17 protein-coding genes and 1 tRNA gene are annotated in these 20,571 nt (G+C 68.6%); 10 read left to right on the forward strand and 8 right to left on the reverse strand.

Features of this window, described 5'->3' with window-relative positions; genetic code table 11:
* Positions 1 to 27: 27 nt before the first annotated feature.
* Complete coding sequence (locus tag ELI80_RS15300; RefSeq protein ID WP_136653166.1) at positions 28 to 687, reverse strand: peroxiredoxin; 660 nt, start codon at positions 685 to 687, stop codon at positions 28 to 30.
* 182 nt (positions 688 to 869) lie between these two features.
* Here ELI80_RS15300 and ELI80_RS15305 point away from each other — a divergent pair, with 182 nt between their 5' ends.
* Positions 870 to 2,315: an aldehyde dehydrogenase family protein gene (locus ELI80_RS15305; protein WP_201740675.1), complete on the forward strand. Its 1,446-nt coding sequence runs from the start codon at positions 870 to 872 to the stop codon at positions 2,313 to 2,315.
* 116 nt (positions 2,316 to 2,431) lie between these two features.
* Here ELI80_RS15305 and ELI80_RS15310 read toward each other — a convergent pair whose 3' ends face one another.
* From ELI80_RS15310 to ELI80_RS15320, 3 genes are all read right to left on the reverse strand, one after another.
* The gene (locus ELI80_RS15310; RefSeq protein ID WP_136653168.1) at positions 2,432 to 4,087 is read right to left on the reverse strand and encodes a long-chain fatty acid--CoA ligase; all 1,656 of its coding nucleotides are present in this window, start codon (positions 4,085 to 4,087) and stop codon (positions 2,432 to 2,434) included.
* A gap of 76 nt (positions 4,088 to 4,163) precedes the next feature.
* A complete protein-coding gene (locus ELI80_RS15315; RefSeq protein ID WP_136653169.1) occupies positions 4,164 to 4,874 on the reverse strand; it encodes a response regulator transcription factor in 711 nt (236 codons plus the stop codon).
* Positions 4,864 to 6,738 (reverse strand): PAS-domain containing protein, encoded by a 1,875-nt coding sequence (locus ELI80_RS15320; RefSeq protein WP_136653170.1) that lies wholly within the window; start codon positions 6,736 to 6,738, stop codon positions 4,864 to 4,866. Before ELI80_RS15320 ends, ELI80_RS15315 begins: the two co-directional genes overlap by 11 nt.
* Before the next feature lie 145 nt (positions 6,739 to 6,883).
* On the opposite strand from ELI80_RS15320, the gene ELI80_RS15325 reads away from it, so the two are divergent.
* From ELI80_RS15325 to ELI80_RS15360, 8 genes are all read left to right on the forward strand, one after another.
* Positions 6,884 to 8,878 (forward strand): AMP-binding protein, encoded by a 1,995-nt coding sequence (locus ELI80_RS15325; protein WP_136653171.1) that lies wholly within the window; start codon positions 6,884 to 6,886, stop codon positions 8,876 to 8,878.
* Between the two features lie 175 nt (positions 8,879 to 9,053).
* Positions 9,054 to 9,875 (forward strand): ABC transporter ATP-binding protein, encoded by an 822-nt coding sequence (locus ELI80_RS15330; RefSeq protein ID WP_201740671.1) that lies wholly within the window; start codon positions 9,054 to 9,056, stop codon positions 9,873 to 9,875.
* A 146-nt stretch (positions 9,876 to 10,021) separates the two neighbouring features.
* Positions 10,022 to 11,005 carry a branched-chain amino acid ABC transporter permease gene (locus ELI80_RS15335; protein ID WP_136653173.1) on the forward strand — a complete coding sequence of 328 codons (984 nt, stop codon included), beginning with the start codon at positions 10,022 to 10,024 and terminating at the stop codon, positions 11,003 to 11,005.
* Between the two features lie 82 nt (positions 11,006 to 11,087).
* Positions 11,088 to 12,164, forward strand: coding sequence for a branched-chain amino acid ABC transporter permease (locus tag ELI80_RS15340; protein ID WP_136653174.1), 1,077 nt, complete (start codon positions 11,088 to 11,090; stop codon positions 12,162 to 12,164).
* Positions 12,165 to 12,225: 61 nt separating this feature from the next.
* Positions 12,226 to 13,509 carry an ABC transporter substrate-binding protein gene (locus tag ELI80_RS15345; protein WP_136653175.1) on the forward strand — a complete coding sequence of 428 codons (1,284 nt, stop codon included), beginning with the start codon at positions 12,226 to 12,228 and terminating at the stop codon, positions 13,507 to 13,509.
* Between the two features lie 55 nt (positions 13,510 to 13,564).
* Positions 13,565 to 14,410, forward strand: a complete 846-nt coding sequence (locus tag ELI80_RS15350) for an ABC transporter ATP-binding protein (RefSeq protein WP_136653176.1) — start codon at positions 13,565 to 13,567, stop codon at positions 14,408 to 14,410.
* Positions 14,411 to 14,462: 52 nt separating this feature from the next.
* Positions 14,463 to 15,680, forward strand: a complete 1,218-nt coding sequence (locus ELI80_RS15355; RefSeq protein WP_136653177.1) for a phenylacetate--CoA ligase family protein — start codon at positions 14,463 to 14,465, stop codon at positions 15,678 to 15,680.
* Between the two features lie 30 nt (positions 15,681 to 15,710).
* Positions 15,711 to 17,150 carry a peptidoglycan-binding domain-containing protein gene (locus tag ELI80_RS15360; protein ID WP_136653178.1) on the forward strand — a complete coding sequence of 480 codons (1,440 nt, stop codon included), beginning with the start codon at positions 15,711 to 15,713 and terminating at the stop codon, positions 17,148 to 17,150.
* A 148-nt stretch (positions 17,151 to 17,298) separates the two neighbouring features.
* Here ELI80_RS15360 and ykgO read toward each other — a convergent pair whose 3' ends face one another.
* Positions 17,299 to 17,424 carry a type B 50S ribosomal protein L36 gene (ykgO, locus tag ELI80_RS15365; RefSeq protein ID WP_112873261.1) on the reverse strand — a complete coding sequence of 42 codons (126 nt, stop codon included), beginning with the start codon at positions 17,422 to 17,424 and terminating at the stop codon, positions 17,299 to 17,301.
* Between the two features lie 83 nt (positions 17,425 to 17,507).
* Positions 17,508 to 17,582: transfer RNA gene (locus tag ELI80_RS15370), tRNA-Val, on the reverse strand.
* A 142-nt stretch (positions 17,583 to 17,724) separates the two neighbouring features.
* Between ELI80_RS15370 and ELI80_RS15375 the strand changes: the two genes are divergently transcribed.
* Positions 17,725 to 18,588 carry an N-formylglutamate amidohydrolase gene (locus ELI80_RS15375; RefSeq protein WP_136653179.1) on the forward strand — a complete coding sequence of 288 codons (864 nt, stop codon included), beginning with the start codon at positions 17,725 to 17,727 and terminating at the stop codon, positions 18,586 to 18,588.
* A gap of 3 nt (positions 18,589 to 18,591) precedes the next feature.
* Here the strand turns inward: ELI80_RS15375 and ELI80_RS15380 are convergent, their stop codons facing one another.
* Positions 18,592 to 19,254 carry a YggS family pyridoxal phosphate-dependent enzyme gene (locus tag ELI80_RS15380; RefSeq protein WP_136653180.1) on the reverse strand — a complete coding sequence of 221 codons (663 nt, stop codon included), beginning with the start codon at positions 19,252 to 19,254 and terminating at the stop codon, positions 18,592 to 18,594.
* 172 nt (positions 19,255 to 19,426) lie between these two features.
* Positions 19,427 to 20,461 carry a porin gene (locus ELI80_RS15385; RefSeq protein ID WP_136653181.1) on the reverse strand — a complete coding sequence of 345 codons (1,035 nt, stop codon included), beginning with the start codon at positions 20,459 to 20,461 and terminating at the stop codon, positions 19,427 to 19,429.
* Positions 20,462 to 20,571 lie beyond the last annotated feature (110 nt).

A 20,571-nucleotide genomic window follows, 5' to 3' on the forward strand; every position in this document is an offset into this window, starting at 1 on the left:
GTCTCGCCCGATCCGGCCGGGTCCCGGTCAGGTCCGTCCGGGCTGGGCCACGAAGCGCAGGTAGGGCAGCTTCTTGTCGACCTTGCCGAACTTCGCCTCGGCCTGTTCGTCGCTCAGCGACAGCGCCGCGATCACGTCCTGCCCCGGCTGCCAGTCAGCGGGCGTCGCGATCGGCACGCCGTCGGTCGCCTGCACCGCGTCGAGCGCGCGCAGGATCTCGGCGAAGTTGCGGCCGACCGACATCGGGTAGGAAATCGTCAGGCGCACCTTCTTGTCGGGGCCGATGATGAACACCGTCCGCACCGTGGCCGAATGGGCCGGGGTCCGTTCATCGGGCAGCGAGGCGTCGGCCGGGAACATGTCGTAGGCCTTGGCGACCTTCAGCGAGGTGTCGTCCACGATGGCGAAATTTGCCGGAACGCCCGCCAGCTGGGCGATGTCGGCCTTCCACTTGCGGTGGTCGTCGGTGCTGTCCACGGACACGCCAAGCACCTTGGTGTTCCGCTTCTCGAACTCGGGGACAAGGCGGGCGACCGCGCTGAACTCGGTCGTGCAGACCGGGGTGAAGTCGCGCGGATGGCTGAACAGGATGGCGTAGCTGTCGCCGATCCAGTCGTGGAAGCTGATCGGGCCTTCGGTCGTGTCGGCGGTGAAGTCCGGGGCCGTGTCGTTGATGCGGACGCTCATGGGCGCCTCCTCTGAGTTGGGCCGTTAGAACATAACCACGGGTTTGCCGATTGGAAGGCCGGGCGGGCGCGGTTGTTCTGCCAGCGCCCCGCGCCAGAACGCCTGCCGCCCGCGCCTTGATCTCGCGCCGGGCCGGTGACACGCTCTGTCCCAACCTGATGAGGAGAGCCGCCATGCCCGAACTGGCCGACTACCGGAAATTCTACATCGACGGCGCCTGGGTCGAGCCCGCGCAGGCAAGCGACCTGGAAGTGATCGACCCCTCGAACGAAGAGCCGTTCGCCGTCATCTCGCTGGGCGCGCAGGCCGACACCGACCGCGCCGTCGCCGCCGCCAAGGCCGCGTTCCCCGCCTGGTCCGCGACGCCGCCCGCCGAACGGCTGGCGCATGTCGAGCGCATCCTGGAAATCTACAAGGCCCGCAGCAACGACATCGGCGACGCGATCACGTCCGAGATGGGCGCGCCCACTTCCATGGCGCGCGAGGATCAGGCCGGGTCGGGGTCGTTCCACATCGAGACGTTCCTGGACGAGTTCCGCAAGTTCGAGTTCATCCGCCCCCTGGGGGACCACGCCCCCACCAGCATGGTCGCGTGGGAGCCGATCGGGGTCGTCGGTCTCATCACGCCGTGGAACTGGCCGATGAACCAGGTGACGCTCAAGGTGATCCCGGCGCTGCTGGCCGGGAACACGGTCGTCCTGAAGCCGTCCGAGATCGCGCCGATCTCGTCGATGGTGTTCGCCGAGGTGATCCACGAGGCCGGGCTGCCGAAGGGGGTCTTCAACCTCGTGAACGGCGACGGCGCGGGCGTGGGCACCCAGCTGTCGACGCACCCGGACGTGGACATGATCAGCTTCACCGGCTCGACCCGCGCCGGGATCGCGATCACCAAGGCAGCCGCCGACACCGTCAAGAAGGTCGCGCTGGAACTGGGTGGCAAGGGCGCGAACATCATCTTTGCCGACGCCGACGACAAGGCCGTGAAGCGCGGCGCGCGGCACTGCTTCTACAACTCGGGCCAGTCCTGCAACGCGCCGACCCGGATGCTGGTCGAACGCTCGGTCTACGAGGCCGCGATCGAGACCGCGCGCGAGGTCGCCGAAAAGACCGCCGTCGCCAGCGCGCATGACGAGGGGGCGCATATCGGCCCGGTCGTCAGCAAGCAGCAGTGGGACAAGATCCAGGGCCTGATCCAGACCGGCATCGATGAAGGCGCGCGCCTCGTCGCCGGCGGCCCCGGCCTGCCCGAGGGGGTGAACCGCGGCTACTTCGTGCGCCCCACGGTCTTCGCGGACGTCACGCCCGACATGACGATCGCGCGGCAGGAAATCTTCGGCCCCGTCCTGTCGATCATGCCCTTCGACACCGAGGAGGAGGCGCTCGCCATCGCGAACGACACGATCTACGGCCTGACCAACTACGTCCAGACCCAGGACGGCAAGCGCCGCAACCGGCTCGCCCGGGCGCTGAAGTCGGGCATGGTGGAAACAAACGGCGTCGGGCGCGGCCGCGGATCGGCTTTCGGGGGGGTCAAGGCATCCGGCCGCGCCCGCGAGGGCGGCGTCTGGGGGATCGAGGAGTTCATGGACTCCAAGCAGATCTCGGGCTGGGACGCCGAGGCGGAGTGACCGCCGGCGCAGGATGAGGAAGGGGGCGCCGCGCGGCGCCCCCTTGTCGTTCCAGTCAGGCTTCAGGCGGGATCGGGACGGAATCGCGCCGGGGTCCGGCAGGGACCGGCCCGGGGTCAGCCGCCCGCCGTCCGATCCTCGGCTGCTGCGTCGTTCCACAGGATGTCGCCGTACTGTTCGCGCAGCGTCGCCTTGACCACCTTTCCGGTCGCGCCGATCGGCAGGCTCTCGACGAAGACCACCCTGTCCGGCACCTGCCAGCGGGGCAGCTTGCCGTCGTAGAAGGCCAGCAGTTCGGCCTCCGTCAGGTCCGATCCGGGGCGCGGGATGGCGCAGATGACGGGGCGTTCGTCCCATCTCGGGTGCCGCGCGGCGATGGCGGCGGCGTTCGCGACCTTGGGGTGGGCGACGGCGATGTTTTCCAGGTCCACGGTGGAGATCCACTCGCCGCCCGACTTGATGATGTCCTTCGAGCGGTCGCGGATGATCGTGTAGCCGTTCTCGTCCAGCGTCGCGATGTCGCCGGTGTCGAACCAGCCGTCGTCGGTCAGCGCGGACCGATCCTGCCCGAAATACTCCTGCACGATCCAGTGCCCGCGGATCTGCAGCTGCCCCTGCGTCTCGCCGTCGTTCGGCAGGACGTTCCCGTCCGCGTCCACGACCCTCAGCTCCACCCCGTAGAGCGGCCGCCCCTGCCCGTTGCCGATCCGGTCCCGGTCCTCGGCAGGCAGCGAGAGATGCTTGGCGAGCGGCGCGTTCATGGTGCCGAGCGGACTCGTCTCGGTCATGCCCCAGGCGTGGATCAGGTCGGCCCCGTGGCGTTCGCGGAACGCGCGCTTCATCGACGGCGGCAGGGCCGATCCGCCGACGACGGTGCGCCTCAGCGTGGTGTGGCCGACGCCGCTCGCTTCCAGCGCGTTCAGCAGGCCCAGCCAGATGGTCGGCACGCCCGCGGCGAACGTCACGCGCTCGTCCTGGATCAGCCGGGCGAGGCTGTCGCCATCCAACCGCGGCCCCGGCAGCACCAGCCGGGTGCCGGTCATCGCGGCGATGTACGGCACCCCCCAGGCGTTGACGTGGAACATGGGCACGACCGGCATGACGGTGTCGGCGGCGCCCACGCCCATCCCGTCGGGCTGGTTGGCGCTGAGCGCGTGCAGCAAGGTCGAGCGGTGGGTATAGAGCACGCCCTTGGGATTGCCGGTCGTCCCCGAGGTGTAGCAAAGCGCGCTGGGCGAGGTCTCGTCCACCTCGGGCCAGGCGAAGTCGGGATCGCCCTCGGCCAGAAGGTCGTCGTGGAACAGAAGGCCGGGGATCATCCCTGCCGCCTCGTCGTCGCGCGGGCCCATCAGGACGAATGCCTCGACCGACGGCAGGCGGTCGCGCAGCGCCGCGACCAGGGGCAGGAAGGTCCGCTCGAGAAACAGCATCCGGTCGCCCGCGTCGGCGACGATGAAGGCCATCTGGTCCGGCGACAGGCGGGGGTTGATCGTGTGGCAGACCATGCCCGCGCCCGGGACGCCGAAATACAGTTCCAGGTGGCGGCGGTTGTTCCAGGCAAGCGTGGCGATCCGGTCGCCCGTGGTCATGCCGCGCCTGACCAGAGCCGAGGCGATACGCCTGGCGTTCGCGCCCACCGTCGCCCAGTCCAGCCGCTCGAACCCGCCTTCGGTCAGCGCGGACACGATCTCGGTGTCGCCGTGATAGCGCGCGGCGTGGTCGATCAGCTGCGCGATCGACATGGGCTGGTACATCATCCGACCGGACGGCATGGCTGGCCTCCTCTCTCCTTGGCTGCGGCGGCGATCATTGCCTGCGTCCGCTGCCGGCGCAATCGGCGCGTGGGGGTCACTCCCACGCGACTTCCGACAGGAAGATGTAGCCCGCGCCGTAGATCGTCTTGATGAGCCGCGGGTTCTTCGGGTCCTCGCCCAGCTTGGTGCGAAGCCGGGACACGCGCACGTCCATCGCGCGGTCGAAGCTGTCGCCCGCCGTGCCGCCGACCTGTTCCAGCATCTGCGCGCGTGTGATGAGCCGGCGCGGGCTGTCGAGGAAGATCCGCAGCAGTTCCGATTCCGCGTGGCTCATGGGGGTGTCGGTCCCGTCCGGCGCGGTCAGGGCGTAGCGGTCGAAATCGGCGGTCCAGCCGGCGAAGCGGGCCGACTGGCTGCCGCGCGCCGCTTCGCGCGCGGGTTTGCGCAGGCGGGCGCGGATGCGGGCCACGACCTCGGCCGGATCGAACGGCTTGATCACGTAGTCGTCGGCCCCGAGCTCCAGCCCGGTGACGCGGTCCTGCACCTGCGCCCGCCCCGAGATGATGATGACCGTGGTCCCCGACTGCGTGGCCAGCCGGTGGACCAGCGCCAGCCCGTCGCGATCGGGCAGGCCGAGGTCGATCAGGCAGGCGTCGGGCGTCATCCGGCGCAGCCCCGCCTCGAACTCGGTCGCGCGGGCGAACGAGGCGGTGCGAAACCCCGCGTCCTCCAGCGCCGAGGCGAGCAGGCGCCGGATTTCCGGCTCGTCGTCGAGGATGGCGATGAGGGGGGCGTCAGTCGTCAAAGGGCAGTCTTTCGATCTGGGCCGCAAGCTCGGCCGCCAGGAATGGCTTGGTCAGCACCGGCCCGTCCAGCCCCGCCCGTCCGGCGTGGCCGGGCGGCAGGGCCGTCATCAGGACCAGCGGCAGGCCGGCACCCGCCAGCGCCGCCCCGTGCCCGTCCCCAAGCTGCAGGTCCGACAGGATCAGCGACAGGCCGGGCAGGTCGACGAGGCCGCGCGCCTCGGCCAGCGATCCCGCCTCGATCACGCTGTGGCCGAGCGCGGTCAGCATCTCGCGCACGCTTTCGCGGACATGGTCGTCGTCGTCGACGAGCAGCGTCATCCGCGGCGTGACGCGGCGCAGCGGCAGGCGGATCTGCACCCGCGCCCCGCCATGGGGCGCGTTGTCGAGCCGCAGCGTCCCGCCCGCGAGCTTGGTCTGGTCATAGACCATCGACAGGCCGAGGCCCGCCCCCTGCCCGCCCTTGGTCGTGTAGAACGGCTCGGTCGCGCGCTTCAGCGCGGCGGCGGAAAAGCCGGGGCCGGTGTCGGTGACGGTCAGTTGCAGCCAGTGGCTGACCGCCCGCGCGGCAAGGTCGATCCGCCCCTGCCCGCCCATCGCGTCGCGCGCGTTCAGAAGCAGGTTCAGCAGCGAATCCTGCAGCGAGCCGGGGTCGAGCAGCAGCGGACCCTGCGCGAGGTCGCAGGTCATCGTCAGATCCACCCCCGGGCCAAGCGAGGGCCGCGCCATCGCGACCAGCACGTCCAGCAGCGCAGGCACGTCCACCGCCTGCGGCATGAGGGACGGCGGGCCGGTGATCGTCGCGATCCGGTTCAGAAGCGCCGCGCCGCGTTCGGCGGCGGCGCGGGTCGCCTTCACGTCCGCGGCCGCGGGCGGCGGCAGGCCCGATTTTTCCAGCCGCCCCTGCAGCCCGAGGATGATCGTCATGAGGTTGCCGAAATCATGCGCGAGGCCCGAGGTCATCTGCGCCGCGAGCGCCCGGCGCGCGGCGTGGGTCAGCGCCTCGCGCGCCTCGACCTCCGCCGAGACGTCGGCCGACAGGACATAGACCCCCGCCCCCGCCGCGTCCGGCGCGAAGGCGACCCGGATCCGCCGCCCGGACGGCGGGTGCGTCAGCTCGAAGGTCTGCGGCTGGCCGTCCAGCGCCCGGTCCAGATGCGGGCGGATGCGGGCGAAGGTCTCCTCTCCCAGGACCTCGGCCGCCGTCATGCCCTCGATCCCGGCGGCATCGGCCCCCGGGAACACCGCGCCGATCTGCTTGTTAGAAAACGTGTAGCGATAGGCGCGATCGACATGGGCGATGTGCGCGGGCACCATCTCGGTCACGTGGCGGGTGCGCGCCTCGGCCTGGGTCAGGATGCGCTGCGCTTCCTGAAGCGCCGCGTTCGACGCGGCCAGCGCCCGGTTCGCGGCGGACAGGTTCTCGGCATAGGATAGCAGCTGTTCCGACAGCTCCTCGGAGCGGGCCCGCATGAGCGATTCGGTCCGCTTGATGTCGGTGATGTCGGTATAGACCGCGACCCAGCCGCCCTGCGCGAGCGGCGCACCCTCGACCGAGAAGGTGCGGCCGTTCGGCCGCTGGCGCTCGATATAGTGCGGCTCGAACTGCCGCGCCTGCTCGACGCGCTGGCGGACCGCCGCCTCGGGATCGGCCTGCGGCCCGTATTCGCCGCGCGCGACGAGATAGGCGATCGTCTCCTCGAAGCTCGCGCCGGGCCGGATCAGCCGCTCGGGCAGATCGAACATCTGCTGGTAGCGCGTGTTGGCCACCGCAAGCCGCAGGTCGGCGTTGAAGATCGAGATCGCCTGCGCGATCAGGTTCAGCCCCGACCGGGTCAGCTCAGCGTGGCTGTCGTCCTGCGCCATTCCATCCTGCTTCCGCCGCCCGTAACAATTTGTAGGATTCGCGCAAAACTACCGCAAGGTTCGGGCGCAATGGTTCAGCCGAGCCAAGGGGAAGAGGGACCCTGCGGTTCCCGGCGCGCGGCGACGCGCCGGAGAGGGAGGAAAGATGACGACGACGCAGCCCGACGCGGGCCTGCGGTCCATTCCGGCGCTGGTCGCCCGGAATGCCGCGGCTCATCGTGACCGGCCCGCCTTTCGCGAAAAGGAATTCGGGATCTGGCAAAGCTGGACCTGGTCCCAGTCGCTGGACGAGATCCGCGCGCTGGCGCTGGGTCTTCTGGACCTCAGGCTGAACCGGGGCGACCACGTCGCCATCATCGGCCGCAACCGCCCCGCGCATTACTGGTCGATGGTCGCCGTGCAGATGTGCGGCGCGGTGCCCGTGCCGCTCTACCAGGACGCGGTCGCGTCCGAGATGGCGTATGTCCTCGGCCATTCCGGCGCGCGCTTCGTCATCTGCGGCGACCAGGAACAGGTCGACAAGGTGATCGAGGCCGAGGAAAGCCAGCACACGGTCGACCGCATCATCTACACCGACAAGCGCGGGATGCGCAAATACGACCATTCCCGCATGACCTCGCTGGCCGACGTGCAGGCGCAGGGCCGCGCCGCCCGTTCCCGGCTCGAGGCCGAGCTTGACGCCCGCATCGCGGAACTGGACTACGACAGCACCTGCGTGATGCTGTATACCTCGGGGACCACGGGCAAGCCCAAGGGTGTCGTCCTGTCGAACGCGAACGTCATCGAGACGGCGCGCAATTCCTCGGCCTTCGACCGGCTGCAGGCCACCGACGACGTGCTGGCGTATCTGCCGATGGCGTGGGTCGGCGACTTCATCTTCTCGGTCGGGCAGGCGTCGTGGTGCGGGTTCTGCGTGAACTGCCCCGAGGGCGCGCACACGATGATGACCGACCTGCGCGAGATCGGCCCGACCTACTTCTTCGCCCCGCCGCGCGTGTTCGAGGGGCAGCTGACCAGCGTCATGATCCGCATGGAGGACGCGGGCCGGGTCAAGAAGTGGCTGTTCGACCGCTCGATGGCGCTTGCCCGCCGGGTCGGCCCCGCGCTGCTGGACGGCCGGTCGGTCGGGCCGCTGGACCGGCTGGGCTACGCCGCGAGCCGCCTGTTCGTGATCGGCCCTCTGAAGAACACGCTGGGCTTTTCCCGCATCCGGGTCGGCTATACCGCCGGCGAGGCGATCGGGCCCGAGATCTTCGACTTCTACCGCAGCCTCGGGATCAACCTGAAGCAGCTCTACGGCCAGACGGAAGCGACGGTGTTCATCACCCAGCAGCCCGACGGGCAGGTCCGGTCCGACACGGTAGGCGTGCCCTCGCCGGGCGTCGAGGTCCGCATCTCGGACACGGGCGAGGTGTTCTACCGTAGCCCTGGCACCTTCGTCGAATACTACAAGAACGCCGACAGCACCGCGTCGACCAAGGATCCCGAAGGCTGGGTCGCCACCGGCGACGCAGGCTTCTTCGAGGAAGCGACCGGACACCTGCGGATCATCGACCGCGCCAAGGACGTGGGCAAGATGGCCGACGGTTCGATGTTTGCGCCCAAGTATGTCGAGAACAAGCTGAAGTTCTATCCCAACATCCTGGAAGCGGTGGTGGTCGGGAACGGCCGCCCCTTCTGCACCGCGCTCATCAACATCGACCTGACCGCGGTCGGCAACTGGGCGGAGCGCAACAACATCGCCTACGCCTCGTACCAGGAACTCGCCGGCCACCCGCAGGTCTACGAGACCATCGGGCAGCACGTGGAAGAGGTGAACGCCTCGGTCGCGCAGGACCCGATACTGTCGGGCTGCCAGATCGCCCGGTTCCTCGTCCTTCACAAGGAACTCGACGCCGACGACGGCGAGATGACCCGCACCCGCAAGATCAAGCGCGGCGTCATCTCGGAACGCTATGCCGACCTGATCGACGCGCTCTACGACGGCCGCGACAGCGTGCGGACGGAAACCGAGGTCACCTACGAGGACGGCCGCAAGGGCAAGCTGCGCGCGACCGTGCGGATCGAGGATGCACGGGTGCTGCCGTCCCCCCGCGACGCCGCCCAGCAGGCCGCAGCACACAAGGTCGCCGCCGAATGACGCGGGCCGCTTGTTCCGGCGGGTTGCGCGCCACCGGGCCGGCTGCTGCGACCGGCGTGGAAACCGCCTTCGGCGCGGTAATCCGGCTTCCGGTCCTGCCCGGACTCCGGTGTCTGCTGGCGGCCGACAGCAACGATCCCCCGACGCGGCACGAGGCCTGCACATGAACGAGCACATGACCACCGCAGACTTCGAGCCCTACACCACCGCCGACGGCCGCAGGATCGGCGGCGTGATGATGGACCTCCGCAACATCACGCTCCGCTTCGGCGGCGTGACCGCGATCAAGGACATCAGCTTCGACATCCGCGAGGGCGAGATCCGCGCCATCATCGGCCCGAACGGCGCCGGCAAGTCGTCGATGCTGAACGTGATCTCGGGCTTCTACGTCCCGCAGGAAGGCGAGGTCTGGTTCCGCGGCAAGCGCCGCCCGGCCCTGCGGCCCTACCAGGTGGCGCGCCTGGGGATCGCGCGGACGTTCCAGAACATCGCGCTGTTCGACGGGATGACCGTGCTCGACAACATCATGACCGGCCGCCTGACGATGATGAAGAGCGGCCTCGTGAGCCAGGCGCTGTGGTGGGGACCCGCGCAGCGCGAGGAGATCGAACACCGCGAGAAGGTGGAACGGATCATCGACTTCCTGGAGATCCAGAACCTTCGCAAGACGCCCGTGGGCCGCCTGCCCTACGGGCTGAAGAAGCGGGTGGAACTCGCCCGCGCGCTGGCGGCGGAACCGTCGCTTCTGCTGCTGGACGAGCCGATGGCCGGCATGAACGTCGAGGAGAAGGAGGACATGAGCCGCTTCATCCTCGACGTGAACGACGAGTTCGGGACCACCATCGCGCTGATCGAGCACGACATGGGCGTGGTCATGGACCTGTCGGACCGGGTCGTGGTGATGGATTACGGCCGCAAGATCGGCGACGGCACGCCGTCCGAGGTCCGCAACAACCAGGCCGTGATCGACGCCTATCTGGGGGTCGCGCATGACTGACCTCCGTTCCGCGGCGCGGCGCGCCGCAGGCGATCCCGAACCGGCTGCCGGGCCGTGGGCGGTCGAGATGAACCCCAGGGGCTTCCCCGCCTGCTGTTTCCAGCAGCAGGCCGCGCGCCCGGTCACTTGCGACGGAGAATAACCGGATGGAACAGCTTCTCTACGCCTCCGAGATCGTGGTGAACGGGCTGATGACCGGGGTCATGTACGCGCTCGTCGCGCTGGGCTTCGTGCTGATCTACAAGGCCTCGGGCGTCTTCAACTACGCGCAGGGGGTCATGGCGCTGTTCGCGGCCATGACGCTGGTGGGGATCCAGCAGGGGCAGGTTCCCTTCGCGCATCTCATCAACGCGCTCACGGGCACGCATGTCAGCCATTTCGGCTGGAACGTGCCCGCGGTCCTCGCCATCGCGCTGACCGCAGTGGTGATGGTGCTGCTGGCGATCGCGATCCAGAAGCTCGTGCTTCAGCACCTCGTGGGGCAAGAGCCGATCATCCTGTTCATGGCGACGATCGGCCTCGCCTACTTCCTGGAGGGGCTGGGCGACGTCATGTGGGGCGCCGACGTCAAGACGCTGGACGTCGGCCTGCCGCAGGGCATTTCCGACGCGGCCGAGGCGCTGACGGCGCGGCTGACCGGCTACGGCTTCTTCATCGACCGGCTCGACATCTGGGCCGCGGTCATCGCCACCGCGCTGGTGGCCGCGCTGGTGGCCTTCAGCCAGTACACCAAGCAGGGGCGCGCCATGCGCGCGGTGGCCGACGACCACCAGGCGGCGCTGTCGGTCGGGATCTCGCTCAGGTTCATCTGGATCATGGTCTGGTCGATCGCGGGCTTCGTCGCCCTGGTCGCGGGGATCATGTGGGGCACCAAGTCCGGGGTGCAGTTCAGCCTGTCGCTGATCGCGCTGAAGGCGCTGCCGGTGCTGATGCTGGGCGGCTTCACCTCGATCCCCGGCGCGATCGTCGGCGGGCTCATCATCGGCGTGGGCGAGAAGCTGTTCGAATACTTCGTCGGGCCCATGATCGGCGGGGCGACGGAAACCTGGTTCGCCTACGTCCTCGCGCTCGGCTTCCTCGTCTTCCGGCCGCAGGGCCTGTTCGGCGAACGCATCATCGAGCGGGTCTGATGGGCTTTTCCAACACGAACACATCCTCGGGGGCCCGGGCGCAGACCGCCCCCGGCGACCCGGCCGAACGAAAGGACCGGCGATGATCTATCGCGAGGCAGGCGACTTCAAGACCACCTACCAGGCCGACAGCCAGACCTTTCCGCTGCGGCTGGACCGGCTGGGCTACTACGCGCTGCTCGCGGTGGCGTTCCTCGTGATCCCGTTCGTCGTTTCCGACTACTGGGCGACGTCGGTGCTGGTGCCCTTCCTGATCTACGCGATCGCGGCGCTGGGGCTGAACATCCTCGTGGGCTACGGCGGGCAGGTGTCGCTGGGCACGGGCGGGTTCATGGCGGTCGGCGCCTATGCCACCTACAAGCTGACGACGGCCTTCCCGGACGTGTCGATCCTGGTCCACGTCATCGTCTCGGGCCTGATCACGGCGCTGGTGGGGATGCTGTTCGGGCTGCCGAGCCTCCGGATCAAGGGCTTCTACCTCGCCGTCGCCACGCTGGCCGCGCAGTTCTTCCTGATCTGGCTCTTCAACAAGGTGCCGTGGTTCTACAACTACTCGGCGTCGGGCCAGATCACGATGCCCGAACGCACGGTGCTGGGCCAGATCGTCACCGGCCCGGCGACGCCCGCCTGGGTCAAGTACATCGTCTGCCTGACCTTCGCGGTGTCGCTGGCGTGGCTTGCCCGCAACCTCACCCGCGGCACCGTCGGCCGCAAGTGGATGGCGATCCGCGACATGGACATCGCGGCCGAGATCATCGGGGTGAACCCGCTGCAGGCCAAGATCAGCGCCTTCGCGGTCAGCTCGTTCTTCGTCGGCATCGCCGGATCGCTGTTCTTCGCCGTCTACCTGGGCGCGGCAGAGGTCGGGGAAAGCTTCGGGATCAACAAGTCGTTCCTGGTGCTGTTCATGGTCATCATCGGCGGGCTGGGGTCGATCTTCGGCAGCTTCGCGGGCGCCGCGTTCCTGGTGCTGCTGCCGGTGTTTCTCAAGAACGTGCTGGTCGGCGGTTTCGGCTGGCCCACCGACCTCGCCGCCCACATCGAGCTGATGATCGTGGGCGCGCTGATCGTCTTCTTCCTGATCGTCGAGCCGCACGGGCTTGCCCAGCTGTGGCGCCTGACCAAGGAAAAGCTGCGGCTGTGGCCGTTCCCGCACTGAATCTCAACCAACGAGACCGGGGTCCGCCCGGCGCGACAAATCACCCTCTGGGAGGAAACTGATGACACTTCGCTTTGCTTCGCTGGTCGCCGCCGCGGTCATGGCCGCCGCCCCGGCGATGGCCGATCTGGTCGTGCCGAACTACAGCTACCGGACCGGTCCCTATGCGGCCAACGGGACGCAATATGCCGACGGGTTCAACGACTACTTCACCCTGCTGAACGAACGGGACGGCGGAATCGGCGGGCAGAAGGTGCTGACGCCGGAATGCGAGACCGCCTACAACACCGAAAAGGGCGTCGAGTGCTATGAATCGCTGAAAGGCCAGAACCAGCTGGTCGTGGCGCCCCTGTCCACCGGCATCACCTACCAGCTGATCCCCAAGGTCTCGGCCGACAAGGTGACGCTGTACACGCCCGGCCTCGGCCGCACCTCGTCCAAGAACGGGGCCGCGTTCGAATGGGTGTTCAACGCGCCCGCCAACTACTGGGACGGCGCCTCGGTCGCGATCAAGTACCTGCTGGACCAGAACGGCGGCAGCCTCGAGGGCAAGAAGATCGCGCTGGTCTATCACAACTCGGCCTACGGCAAGGAGCCGATCCGCACCCTGCAGGAACTGTCCAAGAAGCACGGCTTCACCCTGACCGAACTGCCAGTGGACGCGCCCGGCCAGGAACAGAAGTCGCAGTGGCTGCAGATCCGCCGCGACAAGCCGGACTATGTCCTGATGTGGGGCTGGGGCGTGATGAACGCCGCCGCCATCCAGGAAGCCGCGAACATCCGGTTCCCGATGGAGAACTTCATCGGCATCTGGTGGTCGGGCGGCGAGGTTGACGTGGAGCCCGCGGGCGCGGGCGCGAACGGCTACAAGTCGCTGACCTTCAACGGCGTCGGCATGGACTATCCGGTCTATGACGACCTGAAGAAGCACGTCATCGACACCGGCAAGGCGTCGCAGGACGGGCAGTATGTCGGCTCGGCCGTGTATTCGCGCGGGCTTTACGCCGCCGTCGTCATCGCCGAGGCGATCCGCAAGGCGCAGGAACTGGCCGGCACCCCCGAGGTCAACGCCGAACAGGTCCGCGCCGGGTTCGAGGCGCTGGACATCACCGAGGCCCGGATGGCCGAGCTGGGCCTGCCGGACTTCGGCCAGCCGATCAAGCTGAGCTGCGCGAACCACGGCGGCGACGGTCATGCCCGCATCCAGCAGTGGGATGCGACCGCCAAGAAGTGGACGCTGATCTCGGACTGGATCGCGCCCGACGCCGAGGTGCTGGACCCGCTGATCGCCGAGGACAGCGAGGCTTACGTCAAGGAAGCGGGCATCACGCCGCGCTGCAACTGACCCGACCCCGCCCCGGCGGTTTCGCCGCCGGGGCACCCCCTGACAGGAGACTCCGATGCTGGACGCAGCCCCCGCACCATCGACGACGACCCGGACCGGCGAGACGCTGCTCGAGGTCAACAACATCGAGGTCATCTACAACCACGTCATCTTGGTGCTGAAGGGCGTGAGCCTGTCGGTTCCCAAGGGCGGCATCACCGCGCTTCTGGGCGGCAACGGGGCGGGCAAGACGACCACGCTCAAGGCGATCTCGAACCTTCTCGCGTCGGAACGGGGCGAGGTGACGAAGGGCGCAATCACCTATCGCGGCCAGAACATCACCACGCTGAACCCGTCCGAGCTGGTCAAGCGCGGCGTCATCCAGGTGATGGAGGGTCGCCACTGCTTCGAGCACCTGACCGTCGAGGAGAACCTGCTGACCGGCGCCTATACCCGCCGCGACGGCGCGGCCGCGATCAGGCGCGACCTCGAGATGGTCTACACCTATTTCCCGCGCCTCAAGGAACGCCGGAAAAGCCAGTCCGGCTACACGTCTGGCGGCGAACAGCAGATGACGGCGATGGGCCGCGCGCTGATGAGCCGGCCGGAAACGATCCTGCTGGACGAGCCGTCGATGGGCCTGGCCCCGCAGTTGGTCGAGCAGATCTTCCAGATCGTGAAGGCCGTGAACGAAGGCGAGGGCGTGACCTTCCTGCTGGCCGAACAGAACACCAACGTGGCGCTGCGCTACGCGCATTACGGCTACATCCTGGAAAACGGGCGCGTGGTGATGGACGGCGAGGCGGCCGCCCTGCGCGAGAACCCCGACGTGAAGGAATTCTACCTCGGCATGTCGGAAGAAGGCCGCAAGTCGTTCCGCGACGTGCGCAGCTACCGCCGCCGCAAGCGGTGGCTGGCGTGACGGTGGCCGGATCAACGGCCCGGATGACGGCCGCCAGACGAAGGATCGGGGCATGACCCATTACGACGACCTCGAAACCCGCAGCGCCGACGAACGCGCGGCCGACCTGCCCGCGATGCTGGGCCGCGCGATCGCGAACGCCAAGCTCACCCCCGGCTTCGCCCGCGCGCTCCGCGAGGTGGAGCCGCAGGACGTGGCGACCTTCGCCGACCTGGCCCGCCTGCCGGTCCTGCGGAAGTCCGAGCTGTCCGAGGCGCAGGGCAAGCGGCGGCCGTTCGGCGGCTACACCACGCGCCGCCCGACCGAGTTCGACCACATCTTCCAGTCCCCCGGGCCGATTTATGAACCCGGCCGGGTGGACGGCGACTGGTGGCGGCTGGGCCGGTTCCTGCACGCCGCGGGCGTGGGGCACGGCGACATCGTCCAGAACTGCTTCGGCTATCACCTGACCCCGGCCGGGATGATGTTCGAAAGCGCGGCGCGCGCCGTCGGCGCGGCGGTCCTGCCGGCGGGCACCGGGCAGACCGAACTGCAGGTCCGCGCCGCGGCCGACATCGGCACCACCGCCTATGCGGGCACGCCCGACTACCTCAAGATCATCCTCGACAAGGCCGACGAGATGGGGGTCGAACTGGGGTTCACCCGCGCCGTCGTGGGCGGGGGCGCCCTGTTCCCGTCGCTGCGCCAGCTTTACGCCGACCGCGGCATCGCGACGCTGCAATGCTACGCCACCGCCGACCTCGGCAACATCGCCTACGAATCAGAGGCGATGGACGGGATGATCGTGGACGAGGGCGTGATCGTCGAGATCGTCCGCCCCGGCACCGGCGACCCGGTCCCGGAAGGCGAGGTCGGTGAAGTCCTCGTGACCACGCTGAACCCCGACTACCCGCTGATCCGCTTCGCCACCGGCGACCTGTCGGCAGTGCTGCCGGGCACCAGCCCTTGCGGGCGCACCAACACCCGGATCAAGGGCTGGATGGGACGGGCCGACCAGACTGCCAAGATCAAGGGCATGTTCGTGCGGCCCGAACAGGTGGCGGCGCTGGTATCTCGGCTCCCGGACGTCGCACGGGCGCGTGTGATCGCGGACCGCTCGGGTGAAATGGACGTGATGACGGTGCAATTGGAAACCACCAACGCCGACGCTGCATTATACGAAAATACGGTGCTAGAAGCACTTAAGCTCAAGGGTCGGGTCGAAATCGTGGCGCCCGGTTCCTTGCCCAACGACGGCAAGGTGATCGAGGATCGACGCAGCTACGGGTAGGTCCGGCCTCTCATCAGATGAGGTTTCCGCATGGTCGGACTGAAACTCGGCATTTCCGCGGCACTGGCGTCGGCGGTCCTTCTCTCCTCTCCCGCAGCGCAGGCCCAGAACCTGGAGGACATCCTCGGCACGGTCGTCCAGGGCCTGACGGCGCAGCAGGCGGCCGAACAGGAACGCGCGCTCTGGGACGCGGCGCAGCGGCGCAACACGGTCACGGCCTACCGGTCCTACCTCGACGACTACCCGAACGGGCGCTACGCGGCGACGGCCCGGGAACGGATCGCCTCGGCGACCGGCCAGCCCGTCGAGCGCCGGGACGAGCCCACCACCGGCCGCACCGGCCCGTCCGAAGCCGAACGGCTGGAAGCGAGCCTGCGCCTGTCCTCGACCGAGCGCCGGCAGATCCAGCGCGACCTGAACACGCTCGGCTACAACACCAACGGCACCGACGGCACGTTCGGGCGGGGCACCCGCGCGGCCATCACCGCGTGGCAGCGGGCCAACAAGCTGCAGCCCACGACCTACCTGAACGCCGACCAGGTCAATCTCCTGCGCCGGCAGGCGAACGATGCCGGCACGTCCGGCGGCGGCGGCACCACCACGGACCGCGCCAGCAGTTCGTCGAGCAGCGAACTGGCGCTGAACCTGTCGCGCAACGACCGGGTGAAGATCCAGCAGCAGCTGACCAATCTCGGCTACGACACCAATGGCGCCGACGGGCTGTTCGGATCGGGCACCCGCCGCGCGATCGGCAACTGGCAGCAGGCCAACCGGTTCACCCGCTCGGGCTACCTGAACGCGGCCCAGCTTGCCACGCTGCGCGAACAGGCCGGCACCCGCACCGCCCCCCGCCCCGGCAACGACGAGGTCGAGGAGCAGCTGCTGTCGCTCAACCGCAGCGAACGGATCGAGGTGCAGCGCGCGCTGACCCGGCTGGGCTACAGCACCAACGGGACCGACGGCGTGTTCGGATCGGGCACGCGCAACGCGCTTGGCCGCTGGCAGGGTGCGAACGGCTGGCCCGCGACCGGCTTCCTCAACGGCGACCAGTACCGCACGCTGCGCAACCAGGGGAACCGGGTCACCGACACCGGGTCGGGGACCGGCTCGTCGACCAGCCGCTCGGACGAGGCGGCCTGGCAGCGCGCGACCTCGGCCAAGACGCTGGCGGGCTACCAGGCCTATCTCGACGCCTATCCGAACGGCGCCCACGCGGACGAGGCCGACCGGATCATCGCCCGCACGCTGGACCAGTACGCCGACGCGGAATCCGAGCTTCTGCCTGAACCGACCGTCCGCCGCCTGGTCGAGAACCGGCTGAAGGAGCTGGGCTACAATACCGGCACCGTGGACGGGAACTTCACGTCCTCGACCCGGAACGCCTTGCGCGAATACCAGCGCCGCAACAACCTGACGGTCACGGGTTACGCGACGCAGCAGACGCTGCTGAAGATGCTGGGCACCCTGTAGGCACGAACGGCGCCCGCCCTTCGGGGCGGGCGATCGGCCTGCAGGATCGGCCCGCAGGACCGCACGACAGGACCGGACAACGGAAAAGGCCCGTGGCAATCGCCACGGGCCTTGCGTTCATCATGACCCCGCGCGGGGACCGGGACGATCAGCCCTGGCGGGCCTTGAACCGGCGCTGGGTCTTGTTGATCACGTAGACGCGGCCCTTGCGGCGCACGATCTGGCAGTCGCGGTGACGCTCTTTCAGCGAACGCAGCGAGTTGCGAACCTTCATCGGTCTCTCTCCTCTTCGCGGCGCTCGCGAGTGCGCCTTGAAACATTAATGCCCCCGGTGACGTGCCGGGGGCGGCGAAACAGTGGTGGGCGGTACTGGGATCGAACCAGTGGCCACTACGATGTCAACGTAGTGCTCTACCGCTGAGCTAACCGCCCGTGCCATGTGATTCCGGGACCTGCGCCCCCGAACCTTCTGGTCCGCGTGTCTATATCGGCGCTTCCCGCCCCTTGCAAGTGGCCTTTGCGATCCGTTCGACTTGCCTGTAACTGTTGCGGGCGAGCGACGGAACGGCCTTTCATGCAGCGCGAATTCCCGACCCTCTTCGACCTTGCCCGGCCGGAGCGCTGGACCGGCGGCGTCATCTTCGCCTCGCCCCATTCAGGGCGGGATTATCCCGACTGGTTCCTGGCCGAATCGCGGCTGACCCCGTTCGAGCTGCGCTCGTCCGAGGACGCGTTCGTCGACCGGCTGATCGCGCCCGCCACCCGGCACGGCGCGGTGGTCCTGACCGCGCGGGTGCCGCGCGCGCTGGTGGACCTGAACCGCGCCGCGGACGAGATCGACCCGCGCGCCGTCGAAGGCACCAGCCCCGGCCGCGCCAGTGCGCGGGTGCTGTCGGGGCTGGGCGTCATCCCGCGCGTGGTGGCGCAGGGGCGCGAGATCCGGCACCGCCCCCTGCCGCGGGCCGAGGCGATGCGACGGATCGACGAGGCATGGCGGCCCTATCACGCGGCGCTCGCGGCGCTGATGGACGAGGCCTGGGGCCGCTTTGGGCAGGCGATCCTGATCGACGCCCACTCCATGCCCCACGCGGCGCTGAGCCACCTGCCCGGCACCCCGCCCGAACTGGTGCTGGGCGACCGCAACGGCGTCTCAGCGAGCCGGGCCTTCGGCAACCGCATCGCGTGCGAGGCGGCGGCGGGGTTCCGCATCCGCCGGAACTCGCCCTTCGCGGGCGCCTATGTGCTGACCGCGCACGGGCGCCCGGCCGAGCGCCGCCACGCCCTGCAGATCGAGATCGACCGGTCTTTGTACATGGACGAAACGACGCTGCGCCCGCATGACGGTTTCGACACGACGGCGAAACGGTTCGAATCGCTGATCGCCCGCATCTGCCGGCTGGCCGAGGGCGAGCGGCGGACCGACGTGGCGGCGGAATAGCCGTCAGGCCCGCCGGGCCGGTACCCGCGCGCCGAAGATCGCGCTGCCGACCCGCACATGGGTCGCGCCCTCGGCGATCGCGGTCTCGAAATCCGCGCTCATCCCCATCGACAGCCCGGAAAGCCCGTTGGCCTGCGCGATCGACCGCAGCAGGCGGAAATGCGGCACCGGGTCCTCGCCGTCGGGCGGGATGCACATGGCGCCGTCCAGCCGCAACCCGTCCGCACGGCAGGCGGCGATGAAGGCGTCGGCGTCGCCGGGCAGGACGCCCGCCTTCTGCGGCTCGGACCCGGTGTTGACCTGCACGAACAATGCGGGCTGGCGCCCCGTCTCGTCCGCCAGCCGCGCGAGCCGGGTGGCGAGCGACGCGCGGTCCAGCGTGTGGATGGCATCGAACAGGCCCGTGGCGGCGCGCGCCTTGTTGCCCTGCAGCGGTCCGATCATGTGCAGCTCGACGCCGGGATACGCGGTCCGCCAGCCAGGCCACTTGGCCTGCGCCTCCTGGACGTAGTTTTCCCCGAAGACGCGCTGGCCCGCGTCGAGCACCGCGCGAACCCGGTCTTCCGGCTGGACCTTGCTGACCGCGATCAGCGTGACGCTGCCCGGCGCCCGGCCGACGCCGGCTTCGGCCGCACGGATGCGGCGGGTGATGTCGTCGAGGGTCATGCGTCGGAGTTCATGCGTCAAAGTTCATGCGGTGGGGCGTCATGCAGTCAGGCTGTCGGGCTTCGCAGGGTCGAAGCTCGCACGGGCGGGGGTTCGCTCATGCCGCTAGGCTTTCAAACGGAAAGAGCGGGCGCAAGGCCCGCTCTTCCAGTCTTGCACGTGATCGGCTGGATCAGAAGTCGAAGCGCACGCCGGCGTCGGCGCGGATCTGTTCTTCGTAGCCACGCTCGATGGCGGCCGACAGGCGGCCACCGCCCAGGTCGTAGTTCACGCCCAGACCGAACGCGGTGTCGGTTTCCTTGCCGTCCGAGTCGTTGTTCGCGACGTAGGCTTCGAACGTGGTCACCGGGGTGAACGCGAACGAGCCGTAGAGCGCGATCGTCGTGCCGACGCTTTCTTCGAGAATCTCGGTGAAGTCGCCGTCGGCATCGTTGTCGTTGACGTCGATGAAGCGGTCTTCGCCGTTGTCGATCAGGTTCAGGCCGACCTGGATGGTGTCGCGCAGCTTGTAGGCGCCGCCGATGAAGTACTGGTCGTTGTCCTCGATGCCTGCGCCGTTCAGGACGCCCGCGGCCGAAACCGAGAAGCGGTCGGCTTCGTAGAACACGGACAGGGCGTATTCTTCTTCCAGGCCGAAGGTGTCTTCGGCTTCATCGGTGCCCGACTGGTCGGGGTCGATGTACGACAGCTTGGTCGCGAACGGCCCGAAGTCGTATTCGGCCGACAGGCCGAGGCGGTATTCCGAACCCGCGACGGCATCGCCGTCGTAGGGGCTCGACTCGTAGGTGAAGAACGCGCCGGCCGCGTCCGCGAACGAACGGTCGTAGATGCCGACTTCGGCGTCGGAGATCAGTTCCGCGTCATCGTAGGCCGAGCCGACGTTGCCGACGGCGACGGTCAGGCCCTGCGAGCGAACCCACAGCTGGCCGGCGTTGATGACGCCGCCGTCGCCGCGGACCGAGTTGTTCTGGTCCCACTGGATCCGGAAGCGGGCGCCGAAGTCGACGTTGCTATCCGTGGTCTTGGACGCGTCGACGTTCATCCGCAGGCGGCTGATGATCTGGGTCTCGTTGGCGTCGACGCCACCGATGGTGCGGTCTTCCTGGTAGTCGATACCGGTGCGGCCGTAGCCCGAGATCTTCACGTCGGCGGTGGCGAAGCCGGCCGAGCAGACCAGGGCGGTGGTCGCGATCAGAACCTTTTTCATGTCTTATCCCTCTTCTCTCTCAGTAACCCGGCGGCGATGCCTCACCCTGGGTATGTTCGCAGGTGTCCCGGTTTTGGCCTTTCAAGGCAAACAAATCGGCGGGGCCGCAC

Origin of the sequence: Paracoccus aeridis (genome assembly GCF_004923205.2) — a bacterium.
Classification (GTDB): Bacteria; Pseudomonadota; Alphaproteobacteria; order Rhodobacterales; family Rhodobacteraceae; genus Paracoccus; species Paracoccus aeridis.

Excerpts from the sequence above, each read along its gene's own strand:
- ELI80_RS15300 (WP_136653166.1), bottom strand. The coding sequence starts at position 687 with ATGAGCGTCCGCATCAACGACACGGCCCCGGACTTCACCGCCGACACG.
- ELI80_RS15310 (WP_136653168.1), bottom strand. The coding sequence starts at position 4,087 with ATGCCGTCCGGTCGGATGATGTACCAGCCCATGTCGATCGCGCAGCTG.
- ELI80_RS15320 (WP_136653170.1), bottom strand. The coding sequence starts at position 6,738 with ATGGCGCAGGACGACAGCCACGCTGAGCTGACCCGGTCGGGGCTGAAC.
- ELI80_RS15325 (WP_136653171.1), top strand. The coding sequence starts at position 6,884 with ATGACGACGACGCAGCCCGACGCGGGCCTGCGGTCCATTCCGGCGCTG.
- ELI80_RS15330 (WP_201740671.1), top strand. The coding sequence starts at position 9,054 with ATGACCACCGCAGACTTCGAGCCCTACACCACCGCCGACGGCCGCAGG.
- ELI80_RS15335 (WP_136653173.1), top strand. The coding sequence starts at position 10,022 with ATGGAACAGCTTCTCTACGCCTCCGAGATCGTGGTGAACGGGCTGATG.
- ELI80_RS15340 (WP_136653174.1), top strand. The coding sequence starts at position 11,088 with ATGATCTATCGCGAGGCAGGCGACTTCAAGACCACCTACCAGGCCGAC.
- ELI80_RS15345 (WP_136653175.1), top strand. The coding sequence starts at position 12,226 with ATGACACTTCGCTTTGCTTCGCTGGTCGCCGCCGCGGTCATGGCCGCC.
- ELI80_RS15350 (WP_136653176.1), top strand. The coding sequence starts at position 13,565 with ATGCTGGACGCAGCCCCCGCACCATCGACGACGACCCGGACCGGCGAG.
- ELI80_RS15355 (WP_136653177.1), top strand. The coding sequence starts at position 14,463 with ATGACCCATTACGACGACCTCGAAACCCGCAGCGCCGACGAACGCGCG.
- ELI80_RS15360 (WP_136653178.1), top strand. The coding sequence starts at position 15,711 with ATGGTCGGACTGAAACTCGGCATTTCCGCGGCACTGGCGTCGGCGGTC.
- ykgO (WP_112873261.1), bottom strand. The coding sequence starts at position 17,424 with ATGAAGGTTCGCAACTCGCTGCGTTCGCTGAAAGAGCGTCACCGCGAC.
- ELI80_RS15375 (WP_136653179.1), top strand. The coding sequence starts at position 17,725 with ATGCAGCGCGAATTCCCGACCCTCTTCGACCTTGCCCGGCCGGAGCGC.
- ELI80_RS15380 (WP_136653180.1), bottom strand. The coding sequence starts at position 19,254 with ATGACCCTCGACGACATCACCCGCCGCATCCGTGCGGCCGAAGCCGGC.
- ELI80_RS15385 (WP_136653181.1), bottom strand. The coding sequence starts at position 20,461 with ATGAAAAAGGTTCTGATCGCGACCACCGCCCTGGTCTGCTCGGCCGGC.